This is a genomic window from Delftia deserti (assembly GCF_042653485.1).
In the GTDB taxonomy this organism is placed as follows: Bacteria; Pseudomonadota; Gammaproteobacteria; order Burkholderiales; family Burkholderiaceae_C; genus Comamonas; species Comamonas acidovorans.
Window position 1 is genome coordinate 3,182,189 of sequence record NZ_JBHSIH010000001.1, and the last position, 14,459, is coordinate 3,196,647.

Consider the following 14,459-nt stretch of genomic DNA (forward strand, 5'->3'; position numbering starts at 1 on the left):
ATGGGCCGCCCGGACAACTCCCTGGGCGCGCGGCTGGCGCGCCGCCCCGTCATCGCCACCCTGTACGGGGCCGAGCAGATGGACGCGCTGCTGGCCAGCCAGGCCGAAGTCGCCATCGTCGCCAACATCGAACTGCGCCGCCTGCGCTCGGTGATCTCCACCATCACCGGGGCGGGCAAGATCGCCATCGTCAACATCGACAGCTGCGACGGCATCTCGCCCGACAAGGGCGGCGTGGACTACCTTGTGGACCTGGGCGCCAGCAGCCTGCTGTCCACGCGCGTGGCCACCATCCAGCGCGCCAACAAGGCCGGGCTGCTGACCATGCAAAAGGTCTTCGTCACCGACCGCTCCACCTGGCCGCGCAGCATCAAGGCCGTGGAGCAGAGCGACCCCAACCTCGTGCAGATCATGCCCGCCCCCATGCTGGCCCACATCACCGAGGCCGAGCGCCGCATCCTGCCGCCCCTGGTGGCCTCGGGCTTCGTCTGCAGCCAGGAGCAGGTCCAGCAGGCGCTGGCCGGTGGGGCGATTGCGGTGTCTACCAGCGACAGTGGGCTGTGGTGAGGAGCGGCGATCGGATTTCCGAGACACGGTCTCGGAAATTGCAGCCCAGGGATAGGCCAGGAAGAAGCGCCGCACATTCTCCAGATTGTCCGGACTGAGCCCTCGCCCGAATCGAGCCGCCAGATCAACGGACAGGCTCTCCATCAACGACCTGCCATAGCCAACCCGGCCCCCCGCGCCCCAGGCCGCGCGCCGGCTCCGCATCTTCACGCGCTCCACCAGACCCTTGAGCAGGTCGAAGTGCAGACGCATGTGCTTGAGTGAGCGGCCGTAGCGTGAGCGGGGCAGCTTGAAGGCTTTGTCGGCAAGCTGAATGGCGCTGGCCGCCATGTGCCATTGCTGCTCGAATGCCGCATGGCCCTGCGGCGGATCGGCCTGCATGCGCCGTATGTGTGCCATCGCCAGTTCCACCGCGCATTCCACTTCGAACTGGCGCGCATTGCGTCCCCGCTTGTCGTGGCAGGTCTGGGTCAGCGCCGCCAGCGTGCTCTCCGCCATGGACAGCGAGACATACATGGCCTGCTGCCAAGTGGGCCAGGTGGGCCAAGTGGGCCAAGTGGGGGATGTGGGGGATGGGGTGGTTTTCTCTGTTTCCGGACGAGACTGTGCCTGCACTGCCACGCGGGCAGCGTTTTTGGAGGAGGTCATGGGTCAGCCCTCCCGTTGGTGGAGAGGGCTGATGGAGACAGGCTCGGCGCGATGGCCGGCCAGAAAGACAGAAGACATGGTCTTGATTCCTGCGTGAACAAGACCCCGATTGACGGTGGGGGCTGCAACGCCGGTTCAGGTGTTTCTACGCTCCGGGCCTTTCGGCTTGCCGCCAATGTAGCGGCACCAGGCTGGGCCGGGGCGGCCTCCTGGGCGGTGGCCACTCCAGATGCGGGTGTGCGCGGTCTGCCAGGAGAGGATTTGCAACGCCAACCAGGCCTATGCCGGAGGAACTCCGGATGCAGTGGATTGCGCTGCTGTGTTGGGGGCTGTGCCCGTCATGGCTGTGCCGTTATGCCGAGGGGTTTGAGCCTTGAATAGCTCCTGAGTCGGTTGTCCGCTTTGTAGCTCCACTGCCCCAGCTGGCGGACGCTGAAGACCCGGTTGTGCACGGCGTCGTACTGGTATTGGTCCTTGGGCAGGCCCAGGTCCTGCAGCTTTTGATCTGGCGCGGCTTTGGTCAGCCGGTCCAGGTTGTCGTACCCGTATTCCGTTCTACCCAGGTCGCTGTCAATCTTGGTGATGTTGCCGGCCTTGTCGTATTGGTAGTGGCGGCTCACCAGCAGTTCAGCGGCCACGTTCTTCACTTCAATGGACAACGGCCGTTGCAGGACCTCCAGGCTGATTGCCTTGGTGGCGCCCGGCTAGTTATTTTTCAATACACACTCGGCAAAAAAGGTGCCTTCGCCAAGAGTAGTTAAACCTACCACATCACACCCCCCTTCTGCTGTGACCGCGATTTCCACAAGACAACTCTTCCGAGATTTGTATCTATAGATCTCGTCCCCATCAATTACAGAACCGTATTCTTGAGTAACTTGAACCACATCCTTCTTTTCTACAGGTTCTTTAAACATGTATTTCAAACAATTAACCGCAATTAAATCCTTATCGCCAATGTCTCTGTAATTATAGTCATACACCAAGAAACAGGGCACACTGATCGATAACACGAAAATAATCGAATAAATTATTTTCGCATATACACTCATTTGTCCCATTGATGGATCCATTTAAATTTACTGAAGCAAGTCCTAATCGAGTCTTTTCCTTGAACAGTTTTCTATCGTTTTCTCAGCGTAAGAACTACACCTTCAGTCGCAAAATTGCGACGAACTTCGGAGCAATGCCCCAGAAAAAAATAGTTACCATGATTTTTGCCACATCAGATTTAATCCACCAGTCTATTATTGAAAATCCTTCAACACCTTCCAATATAAAGAAAATCAACGCTAAAAATGCGTGTAAAACACCGACAACCTGAAGTCGTTTAAAAAATGTTAATTCCTCACCCGCATTCACCGCATTTCTCCTCAACAACAGATTTAACAGCACTTCTCCCCATCCCTATTGACATACTCAAATCAAGCCCAACTGCTTTATCAATTAAAGCACCTTCACTCTTTAATCTACCTAATCTCCATACTCCAGCGATTGATATTCCGCCCCCAAAAACCGCGTTCACCCCACTGCTCCATGCACTTCCTGTCGCAGCACTAGGATCAGGACAGTCAGCAAATTTATCAATCATTGTTACGCTACTGCCTGCCCCTCCAAGAACTGGCATTCCTTGGGCTCCAACTCCAATGGAAAGCAACGATACGCCTCCAGTTATCTTGTATTTTTTATTACACTTACATTCTGACTCAAGATCGAATATCCCCAAATACCCCCCTGCTCCATAAACAGCCCCTCCCCCACTTATAGACCCTTTCCAAGTAACCGCCAACCCCATTGGGTCGATATTCATATTAGGGCGGCTTTTAACATAATCATACACGTTTACACCATCAAATAATGCTATTGGATCTTCCTGCATGAACCTACCCACACTTGGTTTGTAGTCCCTATATAAGTTGTAGTTAGTATTTTTCTCTTCATCAAAGTATTGCCCGGGAAACCTCAAATTGACTTGTACCGTACTCTCAATGGCCTCAGTCGAGCCAAACGCCTCAGCTACTGCTTTCCACGTTGCCACTCCCGCCTTGTCTGTCGCAATCATCGGTGTGCCCAAGTGATCTGCATGTAGGTAGTAGTAGTTCGTCCGGCTGTCCGTCAAGCTGCCATTTGCGGCCTCTGCCTGCCAGATGGGATCTGTACTCCATAGTCCCTGCTGGCCCGCCACTGAATTGAACCCATAGGCCTTGGCGAGCCTCCCATCTTCGCTCACTTCACCCAGCAAGGCCTGCTCGCTGTAGATGAAATAGATGATTTCGGAGGCTACCCCCTGCATGACCTTCTTTGAGATACGCCGCCCAAACGGGTCATAGCGGTAGTGAGCTTGCAGACCCTGGGGGTTTTCGTATCGGGTCAAGCGCTCTGCCGCGTTGTAACTGTAGGTCTTCTCCCCTTTGCTGCTGGTTTCCTTTTGCGTATGACCCTGTGGGGTGTAGCTCACCTGGGTATCTTGGGGCGCCATTTGGCTGAATGGCTTCTGGCTTGGATACCGTACCAGTTGGTTGTCATCGTTGTAGGTCCAGGTGCCCGGCTGGTGTGCGCTGGTGATTCGGTTGCCTACCGCGTCGTAGCTGTACATCTCTTGCGGCAAGCCCAGGCCTTGCAGATTCTGGTTTGGCGAGGCTTGAGTGAGGCGGTCCAGGTTGTCGTAGCCATATTCGGTGGTGCCAAGGTCACTGTCGATCTGAGTGATGTTGCCGGCCTTATCGTATTGGTAGTGGCGGCTCGCCAGCAGTTCAGCGGCAGCGTTCTTCACTTCGATGGACAGGGGCCGTTGCAGCGCATCCACGCTGATTGTCTTGGTCGCGCCCGGCGTTTCTATGCGTGTGGCCGTGAGCCATTGGTAGTTGCCGTAGCGAATCTGGCTCTGGTCGGGCAGCGTGACCAGGCTCAGGCGGCCCTTGTCGTAGCGGTATTGGCCTGCGCTGCCATCTGGGTAGCTGTGGCCAGCCAGTTGGCCGTCGGCGTTGTAGCTTTGGCCTACTGTGAAGCTGAAGCTGCCCGTGTTATCGACCTTGCCGTAGGTCACCTTGTTCTGGGTGGTTCTTCCTTGCGCGTCCTTGTCGTAGGTGGCGCTGCTGATCAGGTTGTGCTGGCCGTCCTTTTGTTCGTAGGCGGTGAGCAGGCCGTCTGCGTCGTACTGGTAGCTGATGCGTTGGTCGGTTTCCGTGCCTTGGAGCTTGTGCTCTTCCTGCACCATGCGGCCGGCCTTGTCATAGGCGTAGCTGCGGGTATTGCCTCCAGCGTCCGTGCGTTGTGTCAGTTGGCCTGCGGCATCGTAGGCATACAGAATGGCGCCGCCCATGGGGCGGGTTTCCTTGATCAGGCGCCCGGCTTTGTCGTATTCAAATTTGTGGGTGTTTCCCTTGGCATCGGTGAGGCTGGTGAGCTGGTCGTGGGCATTCCAGGTCTGCTTGGTGGCCTGGGCCATGGGGTCGATGGTTTTGACGAGGCGGCCCAGGCCGTCGTATTCATAGATGGTGGTGCGGCCTGCGGGGTCTATGGTGGCGACCCTCTGGCCCAGGCTGTCGTATTGCTGGTGCTGGGTGCGGGTCTGGTCCGGGGTCGAGGGGTTCGCTAGATGCTGGGTGACTGAGGTTTGCCGGCCGATTTGGTCGTATTGGTAGGTTTCCTTGTAGGTGGGGTACTGCGTGGCGGTGAGCAGGCCGGCCTGTGCTGTTTCGTCTTCCCCGTATTCGTAGGTGATGGCGTTGCCTGCCGCATCGATGCTGCTGGCGATGCGGCCCCGGTGGTCGTAGGTGGTCTGCGTGACAAGACCGCTGGGGCTGGTGGTGCTCAGGGGCAGGCCCGTGTTGTCGTAGGTGATGAGCGTGCCTGCGCCTTGCGTTTCGCCAGGGGCAATGGTTTCTATGACCCGGCCATTCTGGTCGTAGCGGGTTTGCTTTGTTCGGCCTGCTGCACTGGTGCTCTTCGTCCTTCGCCCTCTGGCGTCGTATTCGTGGCTTGTGGTCTGGTTCAGGGCATTGCTGGCCTGGGTCAGCCGGCCTGCTGCATCAAAGCCCAGCGTGGTGGTGTTGCCCAGGGCGTCGGTCTGCGTTGCAGGTAGACCCCTGGCGTCGTAGCTGGCCTGGCTGCTGTGGCCCAGCGGGTCCGTGGCTTCGATCAGGCTGCCGTTGTTGTCGTAGCGGTAGCTGATGGTTCTGCTGTCTTCGCCTGTACCGTCGCCCGCGCCGGTGCTGCGGCTGGTCAGTTGACCGTAGCTGTCGTACTGGTAGCGCGTGGTGCGCTGTTCGGGCCGACCCAGGGCTTGGGTCCAGATGGTGACGCGGCCTTTGTCGTCATGGCTCCAGGTGTTGGTGATGCCGCCCTGGTTGATGTGTTTGGTCTTCAGGCCGCGCACAGGCTCGTATTCGTATTGGTCGAGGCTGCCATCGGGGTGGGCGATGCGTAGCGGCTGGTAGTTGTAGTCGTAGCTGGTGGTGGTGGTCAGGCCCCGTGCGTCGATGGCGCGGGTCTGGTAGTTGCCGTCCCACAGGGTTTTGGCTGCGGGCTTGCCGTTGAAGGTTCGCTCCAGTTCGTTGCCTTCACGGTCGTAGAGGTAGACGGTGGTGTTGCCCCGGCAGTCCAGGTAGGTGACGAGGAATTGGCGTTTTTCTCGCAGGTACTGGTTCTTGCCGGTGGAGGCGCAGCCCTGGGCATCGAGTTTGCCGACGCGGCCACCGCCCCAGAGGTTGGCGAGTTTGCTGGTGGTGCCGCTGGTGCCCGTGGGGTCCAGGACCTTGCCGGCGGCGCCCAGGGTGAGCAGCGGTGCGGGGGCGGGAATGCTTTGGCTGTACTGGACCGTGACCTGGGCGCCCAGGGGGTCGGTGCGGGTGATGAGCTGGCCGTTGCCGTCGTAGGTGTAGCTCCAGCGCTGGCCCATGACGTCGGTGGCCTGGGTGAGCAGCTGGCCGTTCCATTGGTAGCTGACGCTGCGCCCGGCACGGTCTTCGATGCGGGTGATGAGGCCATTGGTCAGCGTGGCCGTGTAGACGGTGCCGCCGTGGTGGTCCAGGATGCGGGCCCGCGTGGCGCTGTCGTAGGCAAAGCGCACGCTGATGCCGTTGGTGTTGGCGTAGCCCAGGATGCGGCCCTGTGCGTCGTAGTCGATGCTGTTGCCCAGGCGGTCGTACCAGCGCCATTGCGCCGGTGGATTTGCCTGCGGGTTCTGGGCACTGCCGCCTTCAGGAAGGCGTTTGATGAAGACGGGCGCGTTGTTCTTGCCCTTGGCGATGTAGAGGTCGGCCTGGCCGCTGCGCTCGTACAGGACACCCGCGCGCTCGATGAGCCGGGCGTCACGGCCCAGGGGGTCGAGTTCAAAGTTCAAAGGCGCCCAGGCCGGGTTGAGCCACCAGCGGCCCTGGCTCCAGCTGCGCACGATGTCCAGCGGGCCGCCCAGGACCTGTACGCGCAGGTCGAGGTGGGTTTCGGTGTACTCGCCGTTGATCCAGCGCACCTGGGGTTCGCTGGCCTGGGTGGTGAGGGAGTAGCCGGGGTCGCCCGGGCGGGTGAAGGCCGAGGGGTTGGCGTAGTCCTGGGCCTGGGCTGTTTGGGCCATGACCGTGATGACCAGGGCGGCGACGAATGCCGTGGATATGCGCGGGCCGGCGCAGCGCCAGCGATGCCTGTCGAGCATGGTGTTCCCTCTCCCTCATGTTTGCCTTGTATGGAAACTGCATTGCACGGCTTTGTGGCAATGGGAGGAAAGGGGTGCAGTCTGAAAATTAAGAGGACTGGTCTGATTTTTGAGGATGGAGGTCAGTTCGCCCGTGCTGACCGCAAGGCCCTGAGCAACTGGTGCGCGCAATCTGCTGCAGCAAGGCAGACTGGGCACGGCAGCTTTCCAGCAGGCGTTACTCGTCCACGGTGCTGTCGTTTTCGCGGAGGTGGGCCCGGGCCTATGTCCAGTTCGACGCAGTCTGCCCGCGCGCCTCCACCCAGCGGAACAGCGGCGCCACCAGCAGCAGCACCGCGATCAGGCGGCAGACCTGGAAGGCCGTGACCACGGGCACGCCCAGTTGCAGCACCTTGGCGGTGATGGCCATCTCGGTGATGCCGCCCGGCGAGGTGCCCAGCAGCAGCGTGACCCAGGGCAGGTCCACGGCCAGGTGCAGCAGCCAGGCAAAGCCCGCGCAGATCGCCATGAGCCCCACGGTGCCCACGGCCACGGAGCCCAGCCAGCGCGGCGCGGTGTGCAGGAATTCGCGCTTGAAGCGCACGCCCAGGCTGATGCCGATCACCAGCTGCGCCGCATTGACCAGGGCCTGGGGCACGGCCGACAGTTCCTGGCCGCACATGGTCAGCAGCATGGACACCAGCAGCGCGCCCAGGAACCAGGGGTTGGCCCGCCTGAGCCGGTCCATGGCCCAGGCGCCCAGGCCCGTGAGCACGGCCAGCAGCGCCAGCCCCGGCCATTCGACGATGCGGATGCTGGGCGGCGTCAGCCCCTCCAGCCCGTGCAGGCCGCTCCACTGCAGGGCAAACGGAATGCTCACGGTGACGATGACCAGGCGCAGGCTATGGCTGGCCGCCACCAGGTCGGTGCGCGCGTTCTCGCGCTCGGCCAGCAGCGTCATCTCCGATGCCGCGCCGATGGCGCCCGCGAAGTAGGTGGTGGCGCGCATCTCGCCGGCCGGGATCTGCGGCATGCGCGGCGCATGCACGCGGTACAGCCAGGCGCCGAAGCCCCAGCCCAGCAGCAGCGCCCAGACGATGGCCACGGCAATCGCCCACCACAGCCCCGCGATCAACTGCACCACGGTCGGCGTGAAATACAGGCCCAGCGAGGCACCGATGATCCACTGCCCGCCGTTGCGCAGCCGGCCCGAGCTGGCTGTGGGCGCGCCCAGGATGGAGGCCAGCGAGGTGGCGATCAGCGGCCCCAGCATCCAGGGCAGCGGCGTGCGCAGCCACAGGCACAGCTGGGCGGCGGCAAAGGCGCCCAGCAGGGTCAGCGAAATGCGAAGCAGGGGAATGGGGCGGCGCGCGGACATGAGGGCGTGGGCTCGTGGGCGAAAGGCAGGGCAAGGCCGGAAGCCTGCGAGTATCGCCGCGCCTGCGCCCGCGCGCTGCAGGCGGCACTGCCGAAGCGCTACCGGCGCGACAGGTCTGCGCCGCGCCGCACGGCCATCTCACGGCCCATGGCCGCCTGCGTTGCCTCTGGCAGCAGGCCGCGCGCCTGCGGGTAGGCCAGCCGCTCTTCATTCTCGACATGGCTGGCATAGCAGGCCGCGAAGCGTTCGAACACCGCCTCGTCAGCCGCGCCAAAACCCTGGGACCGCCCCTCGGCCATGTCCAGCAGCGGCTGGCGCGCCAGTGCCCAGTCGGCGCTCATCAGGCCGTGCTCGCGCTGCAGGCGCTGCACCAGGGCCACGGTCTGCGCATCGCCCTGCTCCAGCAGCGGCGGGAAGACATGCAGCTCCTCATCCTCATGGTGCAGCGGCGCCGCCTGGTCGAAGTAGCGCAGGATGTCGCGCGCCGCCTGGCGTGCGCTGTCGTCGCAACCTTTGGTCTGGAGATGCACGCGCAGCCGGTCCAGCAGCGCCAGCATGCGCAGCACGCGCTCGTGGCAGGCTTCGAGCATCTCGAAGGGCTGGTCGAAGCCCGTGCCGGGCGCGCGCCAGCCGGGCACGGCATCGCCCTGCGGGCGCGGGGCCACGGTAACTTTCACCCACAGCTCCCCAGATGGCCGCAGGCCGTGCAGTACTCGCAGCCGTCCTTGCGGATCACGGCATGGGCGCCGCATTCCTCGCATTTGCGGCCGGCCATGACCATGGGGTCGGTGGCCAGAGCTTCGGGCTCGGGCAGCGGCGACGGTGCGGGCGGCGCGCCGCTGCCGCGCCGGGACAGGATGTTCTGCACCGCATAGGCGATGGCGGCCACCTCGGAGTCATGCCACATGGGCACACGCGTGCCGTCGTCGCGCTGGTGGGTGCCCAGGCGCACGGGGCCCCGGTCCCAGGCCACCTTGCGCATGTCGCTGAGGGCGCGCTCCAGGAAGCCGCCGCGTGCAGCCAGCGACAGCAGGCGCATGCTGGATGTCACCCACTGCTGGGATTCGCCGCTCTGGCCCACGGGCATGAAGAATTCGATGGCGCGGTCCACCGTGCGGCCATCGGGCAGGACCACGGGCAGGAAGGAGACGACCAGGTACAGGCGCTTGGGGCCTTGCTGGGTCCAGTACTCGATCTTCTCGGCCACGGCATCCAGCGCGCCCTGCGGGCGGCTTTCTATCACGGTGCGCAGCGGGTCGGGTGCGGAAGCCGCTACCCCTGCCGGCGCGGGGGAGACCGGCTTTTCAGCAGATTCGGGCGCATGGGTCTCGAGCACGGCGCCCAGGATGGTGTTGGGCCGGTAGGTGGCCAGGCCCTTGAGGCCGGCCTTCCAGGCCTGGCGGTACAGGTCCTTGAAGTCCTCGTAGGGATAGTCGGCGGCCACGTTGACGGTCTTGGAGATCGCCGTGTCCACGAAGGGCTGCACGGCCTGCATCATGGCGATGTGGCCGGCCGCAGGCATCTGCAGCGCGCTGACGAAGTAGTCGGGCAGCTGCTGCACGTCGCCGCCCAGCGAGCGGTACAGGCGCCAGGCATGGTCCTCGACAGCGTACTCGGCGCTGCCGCCATCGGCCGTGCGTTTCTTGCGCTTGTAGGTCCAGGAGAACGGCGGCTCTATGCCGTTGGAGGCGTTGTCAGCAAAGGCCAGGCTGACCGTGCCCGTGGGCGCGATGGACAGCAGGTGGCTGTTGCGTATGCCGTGCGTGCGTATGCGCTGGCGCAGCGCCTCGGGCAGGCGGCTGGCGAAGGTGCCTTCGGCCAGGTAGCCATCGGCGTCGAACTTGGGGAAGGCCCCCTTCTCGCGCGCCAGCTCCACCGAGGCGCCATAGGCCGCATCGCGCATGCGCTCGGCAATGCGCGCGGCCATGGCCCGGCCCTCGGGCGCGTCGTAGCGCAGGCGCAGCATGGCCAGCGCATTGCCCATGCCGGTGAAGCCCACGCCGATGCGCCGCTTGGCCTCGCTTTCCTCGCGCTGCTGCGGCAGCGGCCACCAGGTCAGCTCCAGCACGTTGTCCAGCGCACGCACCTGCACGGCCACGGCGCGCTCGAAGGCCTCGAAGTCGAACACAGGCTCGCCCGCGAAGCCGAACGGATGGCGCACGAAGCGCGTGAGGATGACGGGGCCGAGGTCGCAGCAGCCGTAGGGCGGCAAGGGTTCTTCACCGCAAGGATTCGTCGCCGCGATCTCCTCGCAGTAGCGCAGGTTGTTGTCGTCGTTGATGTGGTCCAGGAAGAGGATGCCGGGCTCGGCGAAGTCGTAGGCCGAGTGCATGATGGTGTCCCACAGCGTGCGGGCGGGCAGGGTCTGGTAGACCCACTGGCCGTCGGCGCGCTGGTGGGCACCCTGCTCCAGCAGGGCGGTGCCGGGGCGGGCGCGGTGCACCAGGTGCCAGGGCTGGTCTTCGGCCACGGCCTGCATGAAGGCGTCGCTGACGCCGACCGAGACGTTGAAGTTGTTCCAGCGGCCCGGCGTGCGCTTGGCGGTGATGAATTCGAGCACGTCGGGGTGGTCGATGCGCAGCACGCCCATCTGGGCGCCGCGCCGCGCACCCGCGCTTTCCACGGTGGCGCAGGACTGGTCGAAGACGTTGATGTAGCTGCACGGGCCCGAGGCCAGCGAGGCGGTGGCGCGCACCTCGGCGCCGCGCGGGCGGATGCGCGAGAAGTCGTAGCCCACGCCGCCGCCGCGGCGCATGGTTTCGGCGGCTTCGCGCAGGGCTTCGTAGATGCCGGGGTAGCCGCCGTCGTCCACGCCCTGGATGCAGTCGCCCACGGGCTGCACGAAGCAGTTGATCAGCGTGGCCTGCAGGTCGGTGCCGGCCGCGCTCATGATGCGCCCTGCGCCTATGGCGCCGGCCTGCAGGTTGGCCAGGAACAGGGCCTCGCATTCGGCGCGGCGCGCTTCGGGCTCGACCGAGGCCAGGGCGCGGGCCACGCGGGCGTAAAGCTCGCCCACGCCGGTCTCGCCGTCCTTGAGGTATTTCTCGCGCAGCACATCGAGGCTGATGGGCTGCAGATCCGCCGCGTCCTGTGCGCGGCCCAGGTTTTCGCGATGCATTGGCATGGCTCCCGTGTTGACTTGCCTGCCGCCGTCCCTGGCACTTGCTCGGGCCTCAGTCGACAAGCACTTGTCCATCATGCTCCACGTAGGGCGGGTACGGCCCGGTGCCGCTGTGCGGAGCTTGAGATGCCGCAACAAAGCGGCCGGTCTGGACATCGAAGACGTGGACTTCGCCGTCCTCGATGACATAGTGCCAGCCGTGCAGGCTGAGCTGGTGCGTCTCTACCCGCGATCTCACCATGGGATAGTCCATCAAGCGTTCGAGCTGCAGTACGACGGCGCGCTGCTCGGTGCGGCGCAGCGCCTCGGGGCCGGCCTGCACGGGCAGCACGGCCTCGCGGCCCAGGTCCAGCCAGCGCTGCAGGTTGCGCGCCTCGGGCGAGACTTCTCCATACAGGGCCTTGATGGCTCCGCAGTGGCTGTGGCCGCAGACCACGATGCGGCTGACCTGCAGGTTGAGCACGGCGAATTCGATGGCCGCCGCCGTGCCGTGGTGGCCGTGCGATCCGTCGTACGGCGGCACGAAGGCGCCCACGTTGCGCACCAGGAACAGCTCGCCCGGCGGCGCCCCCGTGAGCAGGTAGGGCACGAGGCGCGAGTCCGAGCAGCCGATGAACAGCGTGGTGGGATGCTGGCCCTCTTCGACCAGGGTGCGGAACTGCGCGCGGTACTGCGGGAAGGCGTGCTCGTGGAAGCGCCGCAGGCGCAGCAGCAGTTCATCGTCGGGCATGGGCACTTCCCCGGCTATTGCACCAGCGGCGAGTCGGCCGCAGCAATGCGCACGCCCACCACCTCGCACTGGCCGGCCAGCAGTTGCAGGTACTGGTGGAGCGCGCTCACCCAGGTCTGCTGGTGCAGGGCCTGGGCGACGGCCGGGCGCGCCTGCTGCCAGTCGGGCAGAACGCCCGCCTCGCGCGCGCAGACCTCGACCACATGCAGGCCGAAGCGGCTGTGCACCAGGCGCGGCAGCACGCCGATTTCCTGCGAGGCAAAGACATCGCGCGCGAATTCGGGCGCGCAGTCGCTGCGGCCCAGCCAGCCCAGTTCGCCGCCATGCTGGCCGCTGGGGCAGTTGGACCATCGGCGCGCAGCCTCGGCGAAGCGCAGGCCGCCGTCGTCGGCGCAGCGCAGCTCGATCAGCAGGGCCTCGGCCCGCTGGGTGAGGGCACGCACGTCCACGCCGGGCGTGACGGCAAACAGCACGTGGCGCAGGCGCACGCGCTCGCCCTGGGCGAAGCGCGCGGGGTTGGCATCGAAGTGGCGGCGGCAGGCATCCTCGCCGGGCTCGGGCAGGTGCAGCGATTGCTCCAGCAGCTGCTCTATGGCCTGGGAGGCGCGCTCGCTGATGACGCCGTCGTCGCCGGCCGCATCATCGGCGCCCAGCAGGCCTTCGCGCTGGGCCGCCTGGCGCAGTAGCTCGGTGCAGGCGCGCTGGCGCAGTTCGCGCTCGGGCGGGCGCTGTCCGGGTGCGTGCAGCGGCGTGTTGTTGATGCGGGCCACCTCGGCACCGGCCTCGCCCACGGGCTGGAAGGCCGGCACTTCGGGAATCGCCGGGAGATCCCCCATCGGGGCAGAAGAAGTAGAAGAAGAAGGGGTTGAAGACGCGCAGCCGCAGTGGCCGCCGCCCGATCCGTTGCATCCATGTTCCATGTCGATCTCCTCAATGGCCGGGCTTGGCGTCACGGCGTGCCGACGATGCGGGCAGGCCCAGGCGGCGCGAGCGCACCAGCTGGTAGGGGCGCAGCAGGTAGACCAGGGTGCCGAAGCCGCTCCAGACGTGGACCAGGCGCGTGAAGGGGAAGACCAGGAAGATGCTCATGCCCAGGAACATGTGGGCCTTGAACACCCAGCCGGCCTCGGCCAGCAGTTCGGCCGCGCCGCCACGGAAGGTGACGATGCGCTGCGCCCATTCGGCCAGGGCCATCATCATGGAGCCGTCCATGTGCTTTGCAGACAGCGGGATGGTGGCCAGGCCCAGCAGCAGCTGCAGCCACAGCAGCCAGAGGATGGCGATGTCGCTGAACCTGGAGTTGGCGCGGATGCGCACGTCCGACAGCCGGCGGTGCAGCAAGATGGTGAGGCCGATGAAGCCCAGCGTGCCCGCGATGCCGCCGCTGACCATGGCCAGCAGCTGCTTGGCGCCTGCGGCCATGAAGGGCTCGTAGACGAAGTGCGGCGTGAGCATGCCCACGGTGTGGCCGAAGAACAGGAACAGCACGCCGATGTGGAACAGGTTGCTGCCCCAGCGCAGGCTGCCGCTGCGCAGCAGCTGCGAGGAGTCGCTCTTCCAGGTGTACTGGTCGCGGTCGAAGCGCAGCCAGCTGGCTATGAAGAACACGGCCAGGCAGATGTAGGGGTAGAGGCCGAAGAGCAGGTGGTCTATCCAGGAGGGGGTCATGTCAGGCTCCTTTGGCGGGGTCCTTGGGCTTGGGGCGCCGCAGTGCGGCGCACGAAATGCACGGGCTGCTCGGCGCCGGGACGGGATTTGCCCTGGCTGCTGCAGCCGTCGAAGGCGGCGGGTTCGGCCCAGGCCTCGTCCATGGCGGGCTCGGGGCGGATTTCCACGCGCTCGGCCCTGTGGCCGGTGATCTCCAGCACGGCCGCGATCACGCTGGCGTAGGGGCTGTCGCGCCGCGCCAGCGCCGTGAACAGGGCGTTGAGGATGTGGGCCATCTCGCCCAGAAATTCACGGGCGATGGCCGGCGGCTGGGTGGAGGCGAACTCCAGCACCACGGCCAGGTGGTCGGGCAACTCGTCGGCCTCGAAGGCCAGGCCCGCGCGCTCGTAGGTCTGCTGCAGGTCGATCAGCGCCGGGCCCCGGTCGGCCGAGTCGCCGTGCACATGCTCGAACAGGTGCAGCGAGGTCTGGTGGCCCCGGTCGAAGGTGTCCACGTAGCGGGCCTCGGCCTCGAAGGGGTCCATGGCCTGCAGCTGCTCGGCCAGCTGCTGCAACTCGCGCAGCCGCGCGGGCGCCACGGATTGCTCCAGGCGCAGGGCGTCGATCAGGCCCGGCAGCAGGGCGCGCAGCTCGGCGCCGGGGTAGCCGATGAGGCATGCCAGCGCGCGCAGCGTCAGGCGCACGGGGGTGGAGGTGTTGTGATTGAACATGGCGG

12 protein-coding genes are annotated in these 14,459 nt (G+C 65.0%); 1 reads left to right on the top strand and 11 read right to left on the bottom strand.

Annotated elements, in window-relative coordinates; genetic code table 11:
• Complete coding sequence (locus tag ACFPFG_RS15435; RefSeq protein WP_012203049.1) at nucleotides 1-567, top strand: glycerol-3-phosphate responsive antiterminator; 567 nt, start codon at nucleotides 1-3, stop codon at nucleotides 565-567.
• Nucleotides 568-1,553: 986 nt separating this feature from the next.
• Here the strand turns inward: ACFPFG_RS15435 and ACFPFG_RS15445 are convergent.
• From ACFPFG_RS15445 to narJ, 11 genes are all read right to left on the bottom strand, one after another.
• Complete coding sequence (locus ACFPFG_RS15445; protein WP_312370850.1) at nucleotides 1,554-1,874, bottom strand: RHS repeat domain-containing protein; 321 nt, start codon at nucleotides 1,872-1,874, stop codon at nucleotides 1,554-1,556.
• Between the two features lie 45 nt (nucleotides 1,875-1,919).
• Nucleotides 1,920-2,288 (bottom strand): hypothetical protein, encoded by a 369-nt coding sequence (locus ACFPFG_RS15450; protein WP_380107290.1) that lies wholly within the window; start codon nucleotides 2,286-2,288, stop codon nucleotides 1,920-1,922.
• A gap of 73 nt (nucleotides 2,289-2,361) precedes the next feature.
• Nucleotides 2,362-2,577: a hypothetical protein gene (locus ACFPFG_RS15455; RefSeq protein WP_183017547.1), complete on the bottom strand. Its 216-nt coding sequence runs from the start codon at nucleotides 2,575-2,577 to the stop codon at nucleotides 2,362-2,364.
• Entirely contained in the window at nucleotides 2,564-6,868 is a 4,305-nt protein-coding gene (locus ACFPFG_RS15460) for an RHS repeat-associated core domain-containing protein (protein ID WP_380107292.1), read from the bottom strand. Before ACFPFG_RS15460 ends, ACFPFG_RS15455 begins: the two co-directional genes overlap by 14 nt.
• Nucleotides 6,869-7,130: 262 nt before the next feature.
• Nucleotides 7,131-8,225 (bottom strand): AbrB family transcriptional regulator, encoded by a 1,095-nt coding sequence (locus ACFPFG_RS15465; RefSeq protein WP_380107294.1) that lies wholly within the window; start codon nucleotides 8,223-8,225, stop codon nucleotides 7,131-7,133.
• Between the two features lie 98 nt (nucleotides 8,226-8,323).
• On the bottom strand, nucleotides 8,324-8,902 hold the full coding sequence (locus ACFPFG_RS15470) for a hemerythrin domain-containing protein (RefSeq protein WP_183020303.1): 579 nt from the start codon (nucleotides 8,900-8,902) through the stop codon (nucleotides 8,324-8,326).
• On the bottom strand, nucleotides 8,899-11,343 hold the full coding sequence (locus ACFPFG_RS15475) for an adenosylcobalamin-dependent ribonucleoside-diphosphate reductase (RefSeq protein WP_380107296.1): 2,445 nt from the start codon (nucleotides 11,341-11,343) through the stop codon (nucleotides 8,899-8,901). Before ACFPFG_RS15475 ends, ACFPFG_RS15470 begins: the two co-directional genes overlap by 4 nt.
• A gap of 55 nt (nucleotides 11,344-11,398) precedes the next feature.
• Nucleotides 11,399-12,076, bottom strand: a complete 678-nt coding sequence (locus tag ACFPFG_RS15480) for a carbonic anhydrase (protein ID WP_183020301.1) — start codon at nucleotides 12,074-12,076, stop codon at nucleotides 11,399-11,401.
• Between the two features lie 14 nt (nucleotides 12,077-12,090).
• Nucleotides 12,091-12,912 carry a peptidylprolyl isomerase gene (locus ACFPFG_RS15485; RefSeq protein WP_197953699.1) on the bottom strand — a complete coding sequence of 274 codons (822 nt, stop codon included), beginning with the start codon at nucleotides 12,910-12,912 and terminating at the stop codon, nucleotides 12,091-12,093.
• Between the two features lie 94 nt (nucleotides 12,913-13,006).
• The gene (gene narI, locus ACFPFG_RS15490; RefSeq protein ID WP_197953701.1) at nucleotides 13,007-13,744 is read right to left on the bottom strand and encodes a respiratory nitrate reductase subunit gamma; all 738 of its coding nucleotides are present in this window, start codon (nucleotides 13,742-13,744) and stop codon (nucleotides 13,007-13,009) included.
• A complete protein-coding gene (narJ, locus tag ACFPFG_RS15495) occupies nucleotides 13,741-14,454 on the bottom strand; it encodes a nitrate reductase molybdenum cofactor assembly chaperone (protein WP_047326399.1) in 714 nt (237 codons plus the stop codon). The genes narI and narJ overlap by 4 nt, the downstream gene beginning before the upstream one ends.
• Between the last annotated feature and the right edge of the window lie 5 nt (nucleotides 14,455-14,459).